At 67.6% G+C, this 15023-nt stretch carries 19 protein-coding genes; 13 read left to right on the top strand and 6 right to left on the bottom strand.

What is annotated here, in order from left to right; translation table 11 throughout:
- Positions 1 to 14 precede the first annotated feature (14 nt).
- The 3 genes from ABR323_RS00200 to murU all read left to right on the top strand — a co-directional run bounded on the left by ABR323_RS00200 (position 15) and on the right by murU (position 2081).
- The gene (locus tag ABR323_RS00200; protein ID WP_439447799.1) at positions 15 to 284 is read left to right on the top strand and encodes a GlsB/YeaQ/YmgE family stress response membrane protein; all 270 of its coding nucleotides are present in this window, start codon (positions 15 to 17) and stop codon (positions 282 to 284) included.
- A gap of 64 nt (positions 285 to 348) precedes the next feature.
- Positions 349 to 1374, top strand: coding sequence for an aminoglycoside phosphotransferase family protein (locus ABR323_RS00205; RefSeq protein ID WP_439447800.1), 1026 nt, complete (start codon positions 349 to 351; stop codon positions 1372 to 1374).
- A complete protein-coding gene (gene murU, locus ABR323_RS00210; RefSeq protein ID WP_439447801.1) occupies positions 1371 to 2081 on the top strand; it encodes an N-acetylmuramate alpha-1-phosphate uridylyltransferase MurU in 711 nt (236 codons plus the stop codon). Before ABR323_RS00205 ends, murU begins: the two co-directional genes overlap by 4 nt.
- A gap of 607 nt (positions 2082 to 2688) precedes the next feature.
- Here the strand turns inward: murU and hda are convergent.
- The 3 genes from hda to ABR323_RS00225 are packed head-to-tail and all read right to left on the bottom strand — an operon-like array spanning position 2689 to position 5701.
- Positions 2689 to 3396: a DnaA regulatory inactivator Hda gene (gene hda, locus ABR323_RS00215; protein ID WP_439447802.1), complete on the bottom strand. Its 708-nt coding sequence runs from the start codon at positions 3394 to 3396 to the stop codon at positions 2689 to 2691.
- Positions 3396 to 4565, bottom strand: coding sequence for an AI-2E family transporter (locus tag ABR323_RS00220; protein WP_135272612.1), 1170 nt, complete (start codon positions 4563 to 4565; stop codon positions 3396 to 3398). Before ABR323_RS00220 ends, hda begins: the two co-directional genes overlap by 1 nt.
- Positions 4562 to 5701: a DUF2066 domain-containing protein gene (locus ABR323_RS00225; protein ID WP_439447803.1), complete on the bottom strand. Its 1140-nt coding sequence runs from the start codon at positions 5699 to 5701 to the stop codon at positions 4562 to 4564. Before ABR323_RS00225 ends, ABR323_RS00220 begins: the two co-directional genes overlap by 4 nt.
- 99 nt (positions 5702 to 5800) lie before the next feature.
- Between ABR323_RS00225 and purM the strand changes: the two genes are divergently transcribed.
- The 7 genes from purM (at position 5801) to ABR323_RS00260 (ending at position 10724) form a co-directional block, all read left to right on the top strand.
- Positions 5801 to 6859 carry a phosphoribosylformylglycinamidine cyclo-ligase gene (gene purM / locus ABR323_RS00230; RefSeq protein WP_135272610.1) on the top strand — a complete coding sequence of 353 codons (1059 nt, stop codon included), beginning with the start codon at positions 5801 to 5803 and terminating at the stop codon, positions 6857 to 6859.
- Between the two features lie 22 nt (positions 6860 to 6881).
- Complete coding sequence (locus ABR323_RS00235; protein ID WP_126930498.1) at positions 6882 to 7370, top strand: hypothetical protein; 489 nt, start codon at positions 6882 to 6884, stop codon at positions 7368 to 7370.
- Positions 7367 to 7789 carry a hypothetical protein gene (locus tag ABR323_RS00240; RefSeq protein ID WP_135272608.1) on the top strand — a complete coding sequence of 141 codons (423 nt, stop codon included), beginning with the start codon at positions 7367 to 7369 and terminating at the stop codon, positions 7787 to 7789. Before ABR323_RS00235 ends, ABR323_RS00240 begins: the two co-directional genes overlap by 4 nt.
- 41 nt (positions 7790 to 7830) lie before the next feature.
- A complete protein-coding gene (locus ABR323_RS00245; protein ID WP_439447804.1) occupies positions 7831 to 8493 on the top strand; it encodes a DUF2238 domain-containing protein in 663 nt (220 codons plus the stop codon).
- Positions 8490 to 9149 (top strand): phosphoribosylglycinamide formyltransferase, encoded by a 660-nt coding sequence (purN, locus tag ABR323_RS00250; RefSeq protein ID WP_439447805.1) that lies wholly within the window; start codon positions 8490 to 8492, stop codon positions 9147 to 9149. The genes ABR323_RS00245 and purN overlap by 4 nt, the downstream gene beginning before the upstream one ends.
- Positions 9150 to 9216: 67 nt before the next feature.
- Entirely contained in the window at positions 9217 to 10038 is an 822-nt protein-coding gene (locus tag ABR323_RS00255; protein ID WP_439447806.1) for a DUF3108 domain-containing protein, read from the top strand.
- A gap of 2 nt (positions 10039 to 10040) precedes the next feature.
- Complete coding sequence (locus ABR323_RS00260) at positions 10041 to 10724, top strand: DUF3108 domain-containing protein (protein WP_439447807.1); 684 nt, start codon at positions 10041 to 10043, stop codon at positions 10722 to 10724.
- Between the two features lie 113 nt (positions 10725 to 10837).
- Here the strand turns inward: ABR323_RS00260 and ABR323_RS00265 are convergent, their stop codons facing one another.
- Genes ABR323_RS00265 through ABR323_RS00275 form a run of 3 tightly spaced genes read right to left on the bottom strand, consistent with a single transcriptional unit; the run spans position 10838 to position 12684 of the window.
- On the bottom strand, positions 10838 to 11164 hold the full coding sequence (locus tag ABR323_RS00265) for an EF-hand domain-containing protein (protein WP_439447808.1): 327 nt from the start codon (positions 11162 to 11164) through the stop codon (positions 10838 to 10840).
- Positions 11161 to 12432, bottom strand: a complete 1272-nt coding sequence (murA, locus tag ABR323_RS00270) for a UDP-N-acetylglucosamine 1-carboxyvinyltransferase (protein WP_439447809.1) — start codon at positions 12430 to 12432, stop codon at positions 11161 to 11163. Before murA ends, ABR323_RS00265 begins: the two co-directional genes overlap by 4 nt.
- A 21-nt stretch (positions 12433 to 12453) precedes the next feature.
- Positions 12454 to 12684 carry a BolA family protein gene (locus ABR323_RS00275; protein ID WP_005408396.1) on the bottom strand — a complete coding sequence of 77 codons (231 nt, stop codon included), beginning with the start codon at positions 12682 to 12684 and terminating at the stop codon, positions 12454 to 12456.
- A 54-nt stretch (positions 12685 to 12738) separates the two neighbouring features.
- On the opposite strand from ABR323_RS00275, the gene ABR323_RS00280 reads away from it, so the two are divergent.
- The 3 genes from ABR323_RS00280 to lptC all read left to right on the top strand — a co-directional run bounded on the left by ABR323_RS00280 (position 12739) and on the right by lptC (position 14927).
- Complete coding sequence (locus ABR323_RS00280) at positions 12739 to 13740, top strand: KpsF/GutQ family sugar-phosphate isomerase (protein WP_439447810.1); 1002 nt, start codon at positions 12739 to 12741, stop codon at positions 13738 to 13740.
- Positions 13741 to 13806: 66 nt separating this feature from the next.
- The gene (locus tag ABR323_RS00285; RefSeq protein ID WP_439447811.1) at positions 13807 to 14355 is read left to right on the top strand and encodes a KdsC family phosphatase; all 549 of its coding nucleotides are present in this window, start codon (positions 13807 to 13809) and stop codon (positions 14353 to 14355) included.
- The gene (gene lptC, locus ABR323_RS00290; protein ID WP_439447812.1) at positions 14352 to 14927 is read left to right on the top strand and encodes an LPS export ABC transporter periplasmic protein LptC; all 576 of its coding nucleotides are present in this window, start codon (positions 14352 to 14354) and stop codon (positions 14925 to 14927) included. The genes ABR323_RS00285 and lptC overlap by 4 nt, the downstream gene beginning before the upstream one ends.
- The last annotated feature ends 96 nt before the right edge of the window (positions 14928 to 15023 follow it).

The following is a 15023-nucleotide window of genomic DNA, read 5'->3' on the forward strand; positions in this document are numbered from 1 at the left end:
TGGAAATCGCGCGCATGAATGGTCTGTTCGGCAGCAGCAGCTGGCTTTACATCATCCTGGTCGGCTTCTTCGTCGGCCTGCTCGGGCGCTTCTTCATGCCCGGCAACAACCGCATGGGCTGCCTGCTGACCGTCGTGCTGGGCATCCTCGGTGCGCTGCTGGCCGGTTGGTTTGGCCAGTACATGGGCTGGAATGCCCCCGGCGAGCCGGCCGGTTTCCTCGGCGCGGTGCTCGGCGCGGTCGTTGTGCTGGCCATCCTGCGCCTGTTCAGCGGTCGTCGCTGAGCCTGACCGCCCTTCCCTTCCTGTTCCCGACGTTGGCGCGCCCGGCGCGCCCGGATATGCCTGCATGACCGAACCCGCCTCCGATCCCCAGCGCAGCGCGCAGCGCCTGCAGTGGGCCCGCACCCGGCTCGACGATGGCAATGCCGTGGTCGAGCGCGCCTCGGTCGACGCCGGCATGCGCAGTTACTGGCGCACCATCAGTACGCGCGGCAGCCACATCGTGATGGACGCGCCTCCCGGGCTGGAAGATCCACGCCCCTGGCTGCGCATGCGCGGCCTGCTGCACGACCATGGCCTGCGCGTGCCCGCGCTGCTGGCGCAGGATCTGGATGCCGGTTTCCTGTTGCTGGAAGACCTCGGCGGCCCGACGCTGGCGAAGATCCTCGACGAGCGCAATGCCGATGAATGGTTCGGCCGCGCGATCGAACAGCTGCTGCGCCTGCAGGCGATTCCGGTACCCGCCGACTTCGGCCAGTTCGGCGAAGCGCTGCTGCAGCGTGATGCCGGCCTGTTCGACGAGTGGTTCCTGCAGCGCCACCTGCAACTGGAACTGGACTGCGGTGAGCTCGAAGGGCTGCAGCTGGTGCATCGCCGGTTGATGGACAACGCGCTGGGCCAGGCGCAGTTGATGACCCACCGCGATTACATGCCGCGCAACCTGATGCCGGTCGACGAAGGCCCTGCAGTGCTGGATTTCCAGGATCTGGTGCGTGGTCCGATCGCCTACGACGCAGTGAGCCTGTTCAAGGACGCGTTCCTGAGCTGGCCGCTGCAGCGTGTGGACGAGTGGCTGGCGCAGTACCACGAGCGTGCCCGCGACGCCGGCCTGCCGGTGCCCGACCGCGCCACCTTCCTGCGCGATGCCGACTGGATGGGCATCCAGCGCCACGTGAAGATCCTTGGTCTGTTCTGCCGCCTGCGCTATCGCGACAACAAGGGCCATTACCTCGACGACGCGCCGCGCTTCATCGGCTACCTGGATGAAGTGCTGCCGCGCTACCGGGAACTGGCACCACTGCAGCAGCTGCTGGAGGACCGCATCAAGCCAGCGCTGGCCGAGCTGGCCGCACCGATGCGCGTGGCTCGATGAAGGCACTGATCTTTGCTGCTGGCCTCGGCGAGCGCATGCGCCCGCTGACCCTGCACACGCCCAAGCCACTGCTGGACGTGGCCGGCAAACCGCTGATCGTCTGGCACCTGGAACGCCTGGCCGCACTCGGCGTGCGCGAGGTGGTGATCAACACCGCATGGCTCGCCGAGCAGTTCCCTGCGACGCTGGGCGATGGCAGCCAATGGCGCCAGCGCCTGCATTTCATGTACGAAGGGCAGACCCCGCTGGAAACCGGCGGCGGCATCCTCAACGCGTTGCCGGTGCTGGGCGACGCCCCGTTCCTGGTGGTGAACGGCGACATCTGGACTGACTTCGATTTCGCCACGCTGCCCCGCGAACCGCAGGGCCAGGCGCACCTGGTGCTGGTCGACAATCCGGCGCAACACCCGAACGGTGACTACCGCATGGATGCGCAGGGGCTACTGCACCACGACCGCGAAGGGCCGTGCCTGACCTATGCCGGCATCGGCGTGTACCGTCCTTCGATCGTAGCCGACTGGCGCGCGGTGATCGGCGATGCACCGGGCAGCGAGCGGCTGCCGCCGAAGTTCTCGGTGGTGCCGCTGCAGAAGCATTTCATGGCGCAGGGGTTGATGACCGGTCAGCACCATCGCGGGCGCTGGACCGATGTGGGGACCGTGGATCGCCTGCGCGCTCTGGACGTTGAGTTGGCGGCGAACGGCTGAGCCCCTCGTGGCTGGATGCGTGGTCGGTAGAGTCGAACTTGCTCGACTGCAAAGCCGTGCTTGGCCGGTCGGATGGGCTGCGCAGGGAACGCTGCAAGTACCCCTCCGGGGCCCGGCCCAGCCGCTAGCGGCTGTGCGTTCGGTCGCTTGCGAAGCAATGCTTCGCAAGCAAAGCGCCCTCACCCCTGTAAGCTCGGTCGCCGCATCCATGCGGCTCACGCCCCTGCGCAACCCATCCCGCCCGGCCACGGACAATTTCCGTGCGCGTCCAGCCACGAAAAAGAAAAAGAAAATCAAAAGCGGATCGCTTCGCTGCGCTCGCTCGTGTGTGTCGACCAAGGTCGACACCTACCAAGAGCGGAGCACATCAGATTCAAGGTCGAATCTCAGGGCCACCGGCCAACTGTCGAAGGCGGGGTGCTGTGGGCTTGCGGGGTGTGAGCCGCATGGATGCGGCGACCAAGCCCCCATGGACGGGTTTACGGCGGCCCCGCAAGCCCACAGCGCCCCGCATCCCCTCAGGAAGCCAGCTTTTGACGTTGACGTTGACGTTGACGTTGCTTCGGCTTCTGCGGGTGCAGGGCGCAGCCCTGCCGAACAACATCCCTCAGTAACGAGGCCGGCCTTCTTCCAGCACCTGGCGCAGGAACGGCACGGTGATCCGCCGCTTCGCCGCCAGCGACTCGCGATCCAGCCAATCCAGCAGCGTGATCAACCCACCCAGCTCGCGCCCGGTGTGCGACAGCAGCCACTCGATGGACGCCTCGTCGATCGCCAGGCCACGGCGCAGCGCGCGTTCGCGCAGCACCGCTGCACGCCCCTCCTCGTCCAGCGGCTGCAGCAGCACACGCACGCACTGGCCCAGCCGCGAACGCAGGTCCGGCAGCACCAGGCCCAGTTCGCCCGGCGCCTTCTGCGCCGTGTACAGCACGGTCACGCCCGCAGCGCGCGCACGGTTGTGGAAATCGAACAGCGCGATCTCGTCTTCGCGATTGCCTGCGATCTCATCCAGGCCGTCCAGTGCCACCAGTTCGCGCACCTCCAGCCCATCCAGTGCCGCACGCACGCGGCCGGCGGCACTGGCCAGCGGCACGTAGGTCGGCAGCCGCCCGGCCTGCTCGGCACTGGAGCACATCGCCAGCGCCTGATGGGTTTTACCGGTGCCCGCCGCGCCTTCCAGGTAGATCCAGTCATGGCTGGCGCCGACCGCGATCGCACGCAGCTGCGCCAGCGCACCATCCGGCGCGCCGATGAAGGTCTCCAGGCGCTGGTCCCGCGGGTAATGCAGGGCCAGCGGCAGTTGCGGCACACCCATCACTTCAGGTCGGGGCCCTTGTCGGTCGGGAGGATGATATGGGGCTGGTCGACCACGCCATCAAGCACGATCGCCGGCTTCTCACCCACGTACAGCTCGCTCTGACGGTAGCGCTGGTGCGCATAGCGCAGCAGCACATTGGTCACCGCCGCCACCGGCAGCGCCAGCAGCATGCCGAGGAAGCCGAACAGCTGGCCACCGGCCATCACTGCGAAGATCACCGCCACTGGATGCAGGCCGATCTTGTCGCCGACGATACGCGGCGTCAGTACATAGCTCTCCAGCAGCTGGCCCACGGTGAACACCACACCGACCAGTATCAGCAGCTTCAGGTCGAAGCCCTGCGCCTGCACCAATGCGGCCACGATCGCCATCAGGATGCCGGTGGTTGCGCCCAGGTAGGGAATGAAGCTGATCAGGCCGGCAATCAGGCCGATCAGCAGGCCCAGCTTGAGGCCGACCAGCGACAGGCCGCCGGCATAGATCACGCCCAGTGCCAGCATCACCAGGAACTGGCCTCGGATGAACGCGCCCAGCACCTCGTTGGACTCACGCGCCAACGCGCTGATGGTACCGATCTGGTTGCGCGGAATCACCGACGCGACACGCTCGACCAGTTTGTCCCAGTCACGCAGGAAGTAGAACGCCAGGATCGGCAGCAGCAGGATGTTGACCACCCAGGTCACCATCGCAAAACCCGAGCGCGAGACGTAGCCCATGAACGTGGTGGCAAAGCCGCCGGCCTGCTGCCAGTGGCTGCGCACCCATTCAATCAGGCGGTCCGGATCCATCCACTGCATCACTTCCAGGCCAGTCTTCTGCTCGAACCAGGGGATGCCCTTTTCCATCAACCACGCCTGTGCCTGCGGCGCGACCGCGATCAGGGTGGTGATCTGGCGCTCGATCATCGGCACCAGCACCAGCAGCAGCGCCACGATCACCAGCACCATCGCCGCGAACACCAGCACCACGCCGGTCATGCGCGAGCGGCCGGTGGCCTCGATGCGGTCCACCAGCGGGTCACCCAGCCAGGCCAGTGCCAGCGCCAGCACGAACGGGGTCAGGATCGGTGCCAGCAGCCAGACGATCCAGCCGATCAGGCCGGCGAACAGGATGTACTTCAGCCGGCGCAGGAACTGCGCGATCTCAGCTTCCGGGGACAGGATCATCGCAGTCGGTACTCGTTGCTGACCGGTGCGGCCACAGGGGCGCCGGTGGTGTCGTCGATCGGCGTCGGCAGGGCCGGCAGCGGTGCGCTCGGCACCAGCACGCCGTTGTCGCCCAGCATGCGGTTGAAGCCGGCCAGGCCGGTGGTCATCTCCAGGCTCAGCTCCAGCTGGCCGGCCGAGGCGTGCAGCGGGGTGACGTTGCGCACCACCGGCACCTCGCGCAGTCCGGCGGCCAGGCGCAGGTAGTCATCGGCGCTGTTGATGCCGGTGACCAGCACCCGGTAGGTTCCGGCCTGGCCGACGGCCGCGCCGGCCTTGGCATAGCGCTTGACCAGCGCATCGGCGGCACCATCGGCACCGGCTGCCATCGCGCGCATGGCGTTGGCGTCCTTGCTGGTCCACTTGTTCAGCTCACGGCCGTTGTCGACGAACACCCAGTCTGCCTGCCAGCCACCGTTGGCGCGGTACAGCTTGCCGATCAGCTGCATCGGCGGCGAGTAGCGCGAGGAAGCGCGGGCCACGGCGGCGCTGTCCTGGCGCCAGATGGCACCGGCCAGGGCCTGTTCGGCGGCGCCGCCCGTGGGCAGGCCCAGCTTGTAACCGCGCTCGATGGCGCGGTTCAGCAAGGGGCGCGCGGCGTTGGCCTGCTGCACGCTGACCAGTCGCGGGCCGCTGCCATCGTCGACGGCCAGCCACAGTACCGGCTTCGGCCGCGGCTGCGGCCACAGCGGCAGGCCCAGTGCCGACACCAGCGAATCAACGTCATCCTCGCGGAAGCGGGCCACCAGCAGGGTCCGGAAGCTCGGGGCACCGCCAGCGCCCACGCTCTGGTCCTGCTTGTAGTCGTAGCTGGCCACGTAATCCTTGGCATTGCGCAACGCCTGCGCCACGCCCGGGCGCGACATCACGCTGCGATCGCCGGACAATTTGCCCAGTACAACGCTCAACGCGCGGGCCAGGGCGCCGTTGCGATCGGCTTCGGCTTGGCTGTTGACGGGCACTTCGGCCTCGTACGCACCACTGGCGGTGGCGACATCACCCTCGGTGCGAAGGCCGCTCTGGGCCATCGTGGCCACCGGCAGGCTCAGCGCAAGGAGCAGGGTCAAAATCAGGCTGCGGCGCATCAGGACATCCATTGGCTCGACGTATCCGGGGGAATTGTTGCCCGAATACGGCCTTTGCGCCAATGCGGCCTGTTAAAATCGCCCGTTCAACCCCTGCCAGCGCCGACGCCCGTGACCAACAGCCCGTCTTCCGCCCCTTCCCCCCTCACCTACCGTGATGCGGGTGTCGACATCGACGCCGGCAACGAGCTGGTCGAGCGGATCAAGCCCCTGGTCAAGCGCAGCTTCCGCCCGGAAGTGATGGGCGGCCTGGGTGGCTTCGGCGCCTTGTTCGACCTGTCCAACAAGTACCGCGAGCCGGTGCTGGTGTCGGGCACCGACGGTGTGGGCACCAAGCTGAAGCTGGCCCACCAGCTGAACCGCCACGATACGATCGGCATCGACCTGGTCGCCATGTGCGTGAACGACGTGCTGGTGCAGGGCGCCGAGCCGCTGTTCTTCCTGGACTACTTCGCCACCGGCAAGCTGGACATCGACACCGCTGCGGCGGTCGTGGGCGGCATCGCCAACGGCTGCACCGAGGCCGGCTGCGCGCTGATCGGCGGCGAAACCGCTGAAATGCCCGACATGTACGCCCCGGGCGAGTACGACCTGGCCGGTTTCACGGTGGCCGCGGTCGAGAAGAGCGAGCTGAAGGACGGCGCCAAGGTGACGGCCGGTGACGTGCTGATCGGCATCGCCTCGTCCGGCCCGCACTCCAACGGCTACTCGCTGGTGCGCCGGATCTACGACCGTGCCGGCCGCCCGGCCGAGCTGGAACTGGAAGGCGGCGTGAAGCTGGTCGATGCGCTGATGGCGCCGACCCGCCTGTACGTCAAGCCGATCCTGTCGCTGCTGAAGTCGCACGGCGAGGCCATCCACGGCATGGCCCACATCACCGGTGGCGGCCTGACCGAGAACATCATCCGCGTGGTGCCCGAAGGCCTCGGCCTCGACATCCAGGCCTCGTCCTGGACCCTGCCGCCGGTGTTCCAGTGGCTGCAGAAGGAAGGCGCGGTGGCCGACAGCGAAATGTGGCGCACCTTCAACTGCGGCATCGGTTTCGTGCTGATCGTCGCAGCGGACCAGGTGGCTGCAGTGTCCGATGCGGTCAAGGCGCAGGGCCTGGAGCACTGGACCATCGGCCAGGTGGTCACCGCCGAAGGCGCCGAGCGCGTCCACATCGGCTGATCCCGGCAACCCAGGAGCCCGCATGGACGCAACGCCCCCCTTGTCACCCGCCCCCGTGCCGCCGCCGCTGGCGACGGTACCGGTGTTCAGCGCGCAGGATGCCGACCACCTGCGCATGCTGGCCATCGCGCACTACGTGGTCGGCGCCCTGATCGCACTGTTCTCGCTGATCTTCATCATCCACATCGTGCTGGGCATCACCGCGCTCACCGGCAACCTGCCGCTGAATTCCGGCGGCCAGCCGTCGTCGCCGGCCGAGGAGCGCCTGTTCGGCTGGATGTTCACCATCGTCGGCTGCGTCATCGTGTTCGGTGGCGTGACCCTGGGCGCGTTCGTGGCCTACGCCGGCCGCTGCCTGACCCGGCGCCGCCGCTACCTGCTGTGCCTGATCGTGGCCGGCCTGGCCTGCCTGTTCGCGCCGATCGGCACCGCGCTGGGGGTGTTCAGCCTGATCACCCTGGTGCGCCCGCAGGTCAAGGCCGCCTTCGACCTTCCTGCCGCGACCGCATGACCGCCCCCGGCAATCCGCCACCGCTGCCGCATCAGGCCCTGGCGCAGTTGCAGTTGGCCAGCCACCTGCAGACGCTGACCGTGCTGTTCTACGCGTTGGCCGGCTTCCACTGGGTCGCCACGGTGGCCTTCCTCGGTCTCAGCGGCTGGGTGGCCCAGTCCCGCGGGCTGGACGATGCCTGGATGCTGACTACGGTCTATGCGTCAATCGCCGTGCTGGCAGCCGTACTGGGGATCGTGCAGTTGTACACCGCGCGCCAGCTGTCGCATCGCACCGGGTTGGGCTGGTGCCAGCGCGCGGCCTGGCTGGGTGTGCTGGCCGGCCCGCTGGGCATGGCCTTGGCCGCCTATGCCTGGGTGTTCCTGTCCAAGCCTGGAATGGCCGCGCTGTTCGACCGCGGCGACCACCTCAGTGTCTGAACCTGCCGGCAGACGCCCCGTCCTTTTCTGATCGATTTCCCATGTCCGCGCCTGCCCTCCCGACGATCGCTTCGCCCACCGCCTCCCGTTTCTCGGCCCCCAAGAAGCTGGCCTTTGCCGCCGTGCTGGCGGTGTTCGCGATCAGCTGGATCCACCCGCTGTGGCCCACCGAGCAGGCCCTGCACAGCACCCTGACCGTGATCGGGCTGGCCGCGCTGCTGTGGGTCGACCGTCGCGGCGGCTGGCTGGGCAACGGCGCCTTCATCGCCATCTGCGGCTTCATCGCCCTGCACTGCGTGGCTGCGCGCTGGCTGTATTCCAACGTGCCCTACGACGCCTGGGCGCAGACGCTGACCGGCTGGTCGCCGAATGCGGCCTTCGGCTGGCAGCGCAATCATTTCGACCGCCTGATCCACTTCCTGTTCGGTGTCTGCTTCACCCCCGCGCTGCTGCAGCTGGCCCGTCATGCGTGGCCTGCGCTGCGCCTGGGCCAGGCCTTCACCCTGGCTGTGATGACGGTGATGTGTGCCAGCCTGGTCTACGAATGGTTCGAGTGGGCCATCGCGCTTGCCCTGTCGCCCGATGCCGCCGAGGCCTACAACGGGCAGCAGGGCGACATGTGGGACGCGCACGCCGACATGCTGATGGCCACCCTCGGCAGCCTACTGGTCTGGCCGCTGATCCGCCGGAGCACCCAGCCGTGACCGCGCCCACCCGCATTGCCGTGCTCGCCTCCGGTCGTGGCAGCAACCTGCAGGCCATCCTCGATGCCATTGCCGACGGCCGCCTGCCCGCCGAGGTAGTCGGCGTGTTTTCCGACCGCCCCGCCGCGGAGGCCCTGCAGCGCGTCGCACCGAGCCTGCGCTGGGCGCATGCACCGAAAGAATTCAGCGACCGCGCCAGCTACGAGCAGGCGCTCGGCGATGCGCTTGCCGCAGTACAGCCGGACTGGATCGTCTGCGCCGGCTACATGCGCATCCTCGGCGCGGCCTTCGTGCAGCGCTTCAATGGCCGCCTGGTCAACATCCATCCGTCGCTGCTGCCACTGCACAAGGGCCTGGACACGCATGCGCGGGCATTGGAGGCCGGCGACGCCGAGCACGGTGCCAGCGTGCATCTGGTCGTGCCCGAGCTGGACGCGGGCGCAGTGCTGGCCCAGGTGCGGGTGCCGGTGCTGCCTGGCGATGACCCGCACCGCCTGGCCGCGCGCGTGCTGGCGGTGGAGCACTCACTGTTGATCGCCACGCTGCAGTTGCTGTGTGGCGGCCGCCTGGCTGAACGGGAAGGACAGCCCTGGCTCGACGGTCACCCCCTGTTTAGCCCGTTGGCCCTAGATTCCGCCGGGAACCTGAACCGGTAGTCCCCGTGCACACGCCCTGCTGACTGCGGGGCTGGCATCCTGCTCCCCCCTGCGGTCCCTGTCCTCCATGAAGACCACGACGCTGCTGTCCACTTCATTGCTGCTGTCGCTTGCCGTGCTTCCCGCCGTGGGCAGGGGCCAGGCGCAGGCACCTGCCGCTTCGCCTGCACCGGTGCCCGTCGTACAGCCGCCGGCTGAACCGGCCGTACCCATGCCGGCGGCGCTGGCGTGGGAGCCGCCGCCGCTGCAGCCGTTCAGCGCCACCTACCAGGCCTTCTACAAGGGCAAGGAGGCCGGCGATGCCAGCATGCAGGTCACCCATACCGGCGGCAGCCAGTGGCGGGTCGACATGCAGGTGGTCGGCCGCCGCGGCTTCGCCAGCGTGCTCGGCCTGAACATCGAGCAGAGCACGGTGTTCGAGGAGCGCAGTGGCATCTATGCGCCGCTGAGCCAGAGCACCGTGCGCAAGGGCCTGTTCCTTGGCAAGAAGGCCGTGGGCACCTACAACTGGCAGGCCGGCACCGCGCAGTGGACCGGTGACGTCAAGAAGGAACGTGCGCAGCCGATTCCGCTGCAGGCGGGCGACCAGAGTGCGCTGCTGATCAACCTGGCGATCATGCGCGATGCCCGCCCCGGCGCCGCAATGCACTATCGCTACGTGGACATGGGCAAGGTCCGCGAACACGACTACCAGGCCGCGGCGCAGACCGAAAACGTCGAGGTCGGCGACCTGTCCTACAACGCACTGCGGGTCTACCGGACCAACGGTGGCAGAAACGAAACCATTCTCTGGATCGCCAACGGTGTCCCCACCCCGGTGCGCATCCTGCAACGCGAAGACGGCGAAGATCGCGTCGATCTGCGCCTGATCGAATACCAAGGAGTCTGAGCATGAACACCCTGACCCGCCCCCTCACCTGGATCGCAGCGGCCGCGCTGACTGTGGCCAGCCTGCCAGCCATGGCGCTGGAACCGTTCAAGGCCGATTACCTGGCCAGCTACATGGGCATGCAGGCCAACGGCACCATGACCCTGGCCAGCGAAGGGGCCAACAAATGGCGCTACAGCCTGCAGGTGAAGAACCAGCTGGCCGACCTCAGCCAGAGCACGGTGTTCGAGGAAGTGCGCGGCCAGCTGCGCCCGCTCAGCAGCCAGGACCGTTCGGCGCTGCTGGTGAAGAAGCGCAACGTGCAGGCCAACTACAACTGGACCAGCAACCAGGCCACCTGGACCGGCGACATCAAGCCGGACCGCGCAGGGCCGATCGCGTTGAAGGCGGGCGACATGGACGCGCTGCTGATCAACCTGGCGATCGCCCGTGACCTCGCCGCCGGCAAGCCGCTGACCTATCGCATGGTCGACGAAGGCCGCATCAAGAACATGACCTACCGCGTGATCGGCAAGGAGTCGATCACCGTGGGCGGCAAGAGCTATGAAGCCACCAAGGTTTCGCGCGCCGACGGCAACAAGGAGCTGATCGCCTGGATCGTGCCGGAGTTCCCGGTACCGGCGCGCATGCTGCAGCGTGAGGGCGGCCGCGATGCGCTGGACCTGACCATCAGGGCGATGAACTGATCGGAGATCCACGTCATCCACGCATGGCGTGGATCTACTTCACGTTCCAGTAGATCCACGCCATGCGTGGATGGGTGTATCCCAAAAAAACGCCCGCTTGCGCGGGCGTTCTCTTATTTCTTCGCTTCGGCCGGTTTCTCTTCGGCCGCCTTGAACTCGGTGCGGCAGTCCACGCGGATCTGCTCGCCGCTGCTGCGCCAGATGAAGGTGCGGCAATGACGGTTGCTGTCCTGGCTGTCGTTCACCGACACCGCATAGAACGACTGGATGATCTCATCGCGCGAGACCGTGCCGTCGCCGTTCCAGTCCATGTCCTTCTGCTCGATGCCCTGGGTGATGGCAAGGTTGGCGTACCAGGCATAGCCCAGCCACGCCAGCACGATCAGCACCAGCGCCAGCAGCGCCTTGCGACGCGGGCTGAATTTGCCGCGCAGGATCATGGCACGCGCCGGATGGTGGCGCCGAGCGAAGACAACTTCTCTTCGATGTTCTCGTAGCCACGATCAAGGTGGTAGATGCGGTCGATGGTGGTTTCGCCGCTGGCCATCAGCCCGGCCAGGATCAGCGAGGCCGACGCACGCAGGTCGGTGGCCATCACCGGTGCACCGCTCAGGTGTTCATTGCCACGCACGATGGCGGTATGCCCTTCGACCTGGATGTCCGCACCCAGGCGCAGCAGTTCGTTGACGTGCATGAAACGGTTCTCGAAGATCGTTTCGTTGATCACGCCGACGCCATCGGCCACGCAGTTGAGCGCCATGAACTGCGCCTGCATGTCGGTCGGGAACGCCGGGTACGGCGCGGTGGTCAGGTTGACCGCCTTCGGCCGCTTGCCCTGCATGTCCAGGGTAATGGTGTCTTCGGTGGTCTCGATCGTCGCACCCGCTTCGACCAGCTTGGACAGCACGGCGTCCATGGTGTTCGGGCGCGCACGGTTGACCGTGACCTTGCCGCCGGTCATCGCCGCGGCCACCAGGAAGGTACCGGTCTCGATGCGGTCGGGCAGCACTTCGTGGCGGCCACCGGACAGGCGCTCGACGCCTTCGATGACCAGGCGGGCGGTGCCCAGGCCTTCGATCTTCGCGCCCAGTGCGATCAGGCAGTGCGCCAGGTCGGTCACTTCCGGTTCCATCGCCGCGTTGTCGAGGATGGTGGTGCCTTCGGCCAGCACCGCTGCCATCAGCACGTTCTCGGTACCGGTGACGCTGACCATGTCGAAGGTGAAGTGGCCACCCTTCAGGCGCTTGGCGGTGGCCTTGATGAAGCCGTTCTCGACCACGATCTCGGCACCCAGCGCCTGCAGGCCCTTGATGTGCTGGTCGACCGGACGCGAGCCGATCGCGCAGCCGCCGGGCAGCGACACTTCGGCCGCACCGAAGCGGGCCAGCAGCGGGCCCAGCACCAGGATCGAGGCGCGCATGGTCTTGACCAGCTCATACGGTGCCACGTGCTGGTTGACCGAACGCGGGTCGACCACGATCGCGCTGCCGCGCGACAGCGTGCCCTGGTCGATGGTGACCTTGGCGCCCAGTTCGCCCAGCAGCTTCACCGTGGTGACCACGTCGTGCAGGTGCGGCACATTGGTGATCTCCACCGGCTCATCGGCCAGCAGGGTCGCGCAGAGAATGGGGAGGACGGCGTTCTTCGCGCCGGAGATGCTCACTTCACCGTGCAGCGCAGCGCCGCCGGTCACAACGATCTTGGCCATGTATTCGGGATCTTCTGCGGTTCAGCCGGCTTCGGCCGGGGTCACGGTTTTCAGCGCCAGTGCGTGGATCGCGCCGCCCATCAGGTCGCCCAGGGTCGCATAGACCATCCGGTGGCGGGCCAGCGGCATCTTGCCGGCGAAGGCCTCGCAGACCACGGTCGCTTCGAAATGCACGCCATCATCGCCCTGCACGTCGGCGCGGGCGCCAGGCAGGCCGGTTTCGATCAGATTGCGGATGGTGTCAGCGTCCAACGGGCTTTCCTAATAAAATGTGCGTCCATTCTACTTCCGCTGCGTGGCGTCCGCATGGCCGAATCCCTGTTGCCCCCCCGTTCCGTCGACCCTGCAGGCCTGGTCGCCAGCGGCCGCCGCGTCTTCGAGATCGAGAGGCAGGCGCTGGATGCCGTGGCAGACCGCCTCGGCGAGGCCTTCCAGCAGGCCTGCCAGGCGATCCTGGCCAGCCGCGGCCGGGTGGTGGCCACCGGCATGGGCAAGTCCGGGCACATTGCGCGCAAGATCGCTGCCACGCTGGCCTCGACCGGCACCCCGGCCTTCTACGTGCACCCCGGCGAAGCCGGCCACGGCGATCTTGGCATGATCACCGAAGACGACGTGGTGCTGGCCCTGTCCTACTCGGGTGAATCGGACGAAGTGCTGATGCTGCTGCCGGTGCTCAAGCGCCAGGGCAACGTGCTGATTTCCATGACCGGCCGGCCGCAGTCGAGCCTGGGTACGGCCGCCGACATCCATCTGGACGTAAGCGTGCCAGCCGAGGCCTGCCCGCTGGCGCTGGCACCGACCTCCAGCACCACCGCCTCGCTGGCGATGGGCGATGCGCTGGCCGTGGCCCTGCTCGATGCACGTGGATTCACCGCCGACGACTTCGCCCGTTCGCACCCGGCCGGCAGCCTCGGCCGCCGCCTGCTGCTGCACATCACCGACGTCATGCACACCGGCGATGACCTGCCAAGCGTGGGCGCCGACGCCAGTCTCAGCGAAGCGCTGATGGAAATGAGCCGCAAACGGCTGGGCATGACCGCCGTGGTCGACGCAGACGGCGTCCTGATCGGCCTGTTCACCGATGGCGACCTGCGCCGTGCCCTGGACAGCGCGCTGGACGTGCGCACGGCGAAGATCGCCGATGTGATGACCCGCAACCCGCGCACCATCGGTGCCGACCAGCTGGCGGTCGAGGCCGCCCGCCTGATGGAGACCCACAAGATCACCGGCCTGATCGTGGTCGATGGCCAGGGCCGGGCAGTCGGCGCCCTGAACATTCATGACCTGTTGCGGGCCCGGGTGGTTTAACCGACAGTCCGTAGACCCCATTCAGTCTGTAACGCCGCACCTGCCCCCAACGAGCCTGCCGCCCTGATGCCCTGGTCCCCCCTGCCCGCCTTCCCCGCCCACCTGCATGCCGCCGCGGCCCGTATCCGCCTGGCCTGCTTCGACGTGGACGGCACCCTCACCGACGGTCGGCTGTACTACGACAAGGACGGCAACGAGAGCAAGGCGTACTTCGTGCAGGACGGTCTGGGCCTGAAACTGCTGCAGCAGCACGGCATCCATCCGGTGCTGATCACCGCGCGCAACAGCCAGTCCGCGCTCAAGCGCGGCGCCGACCTCGGCATCGATACCCAGATCGCCGTGGGCGACAAACTGGCCAGCGTGCAGGCCCTGTGTGCCCAGCATGGCATCGGCCTGGAACAGGTGGCCTTCATGGGCGATGACCTGCCGGACCTGGCACCGCTGGGCGCGGTCGGGCTGGCCGTCGCCCCGGCCAACGCCCATCCGTGGATCGCCGAACGCGTGCACTGGCAGACCCGTGCCGACGGTGGGCGGGGGGCCGCGCGCGAGCTGTGCGACATCCTGCTGGCCGCCCAGGGCCGCGTGGATGCGGTCCTGGCGAGGTTTGGCGCATGAATGCTCCTTCGCTCAACTGGCGCACGATCCTCGGTATCGGCCTGCTGCTGGCCGCCCTGCTCAGCAGCTGGGCGGCGCTGCGCAACCGTGACAAGGGGCCCGCCAAGGACGGTCAGGAGGTTGGCGTGGATTACATCCTGCATGACTTCCAGATCGTCGCCCTGGATGAGCACGGCAAGGAATCGACCACCCTGCGCGCACCGCTGCTGGAGCGCCAGCGCGGCGACCAGACCATCAACATCGCCACCCCGCTGTTCGAGATGCCGGACAAGGATGGCAAGCACTGGACCCTGCGGGCCGAGACCGGCTGGCTCAGCGCCAAGGGCGATGAGATGAAGCTGCGCGGCAATGTCGCCGGCGACAGCCCGGCCGGCCCGGGCACGGTGCCGACCACCTTCCGCACCGATCATCTGGACGTGTTCCCCAAGGAAAACCGCGCCCGCACCGATGCACTGGTGACCATGACCCGCCCGGGCATGGAACAGTCCGGCGTCGGTTTCGAAGTGGATTCGAAGAACAACACGTATCATTTCCTCAGCCAGTCCAAGGGCCGCTACACGCCCAAGCGCTGATTCCGCCGCCAGCCTGCGACGTCTCCGGACAGGCGCAAGGCCGGCAGCCCCACCCGCACGCCCCCGGTCCAGCCGGGAGGCCCCCACCGGTAGAAC

It is taken from the genome of Stenotrophomonas sp. ATs4 (assembly GCF_051861585.1).
In the GTDB taxonomy this organism is placed as follows: Bacteria; Pseudomonadota; Gammaproteobacteria; order Xanthomonadales; family Xanthomonadaceae; genus Stenotrophomonas; species Stenotrophomonas maltophilia_AS.

Excerpts from the sequence above, each read along its gene's own strand:
- ABR323_RS00280 (WP_439447810.1), top strand. The coding sequence starts at position 12,739 with ATGGCCGAATCCCTGTTGCCCCCCCGTTCCGTCGACCCTGCAGGCCTG.
- ABR323_RS00200 (WP_439447799.1), top strand. The coding sequence starts at position 15 with ATGAATGGTCTGTTCGGCAGCAGCAGCTGGCTTTACATCATCCTGGTC.
- ABR323_RS00285 (WP_439447811.1), top strand. The coding sequence starts at position 13,807 with ATGCCCTGGTCCCCCCTGCCCGCCTTCCCCGCCCACCTGCATGCCGCC.
- murU (WP_439447801.1), top strand. The coding sequence starts at position 1,371 with ATGAAGGCACTGATCTTTGCTGCTGGCCTCGGCGAGCGCATGCGCCCG.
- murA (WP_439447809.1), bottom strand. The coding sequence starts at position 12,432 with ATGGCCAAGATCGTTGTGACCGGCGGCGCTGCGCTGCACGGTGAAGTG.
- ABR323_RS00235 (WP_126930498.1), top strand. The coding sequence starts at position 6,882 with ATGGACGCAACGCCCCCCTTGTCACCCGCCCCCGTGCCGCCGCCGCTG.
- ABR323_RS00205 (WP_439447800.1), top strand. The coding sequence starts at position 349 with ATGACCGAACCCGCCTCCGATCCCCAGCGCAGCGCGCAGCGCCTGCAG.
- ABR323_RS00260 (WP_439447807.1), top strand. The coding sequence starts at position 10,041 with ATGAACACCCTGACCCGCCCCCTCACCTGGATCGCAGCGGCCGCGCTG.
- lptC (WP_439447812.1), top strand. The coding sequence starts at position 14,352 with ATGAATGCTCCTTCGCTCAACTGGCGCACGATCCTCGGTATCGGCCTG.
- ABR323_RS00240 (WP_135272608.1), top strand. The coding sequence starts at position 7,367 with ATGACCGCCCCCGGCAATCCGCCACCGCTGCCGCATCAGGCCCTGGCG.
- hda (WP_439447802.1), bottom strand. The coding sequence starts at position 3,396 with ATGGGTGTGCCGCAACTGCCGCTGGCCCTGCATTACCCGCGGGACCAG.
- ABR323_RS00255 (WP_439447806.1), top strand. The coding sequence starts at position 9,217 with ATGAAGACCACGACGCTGCTGTCCACTTCATTGCTGCTGTCGCTTGCC.
- ABR323_RS00265 (WP_439447808.1), bottom strand. The coding sequence starts at position 11,164 with ATGATCCTGCGCGGCAAATTCAGCCCGCGTCGCAAGGCGCTGCTGGCG.
- ABR323_RS00220 (WP_135272612.1), bottom strand. The coding sequence starts at position 4,565 with ATGATCCTGTCCCCGGAAGCTGAGATCGCGCAGTTCCTGCGCCGGCTG.
- ABR323_RS00245 (WP_439447804.1), top strand. The coding sequence starts at position 7,831 with ATGTCCGCGCCTGCCCTCCCGACGATCGCTTCGCCCACCGCCTCCCGT.
- ABR323_RS00225 (WP_439447803.1), bottom strand. The coding sequence starts at position 5,701 with ATGGATGTCCTGATGCGCCGCAGCCTGATTTTGACCCTGCTCCTTGCG.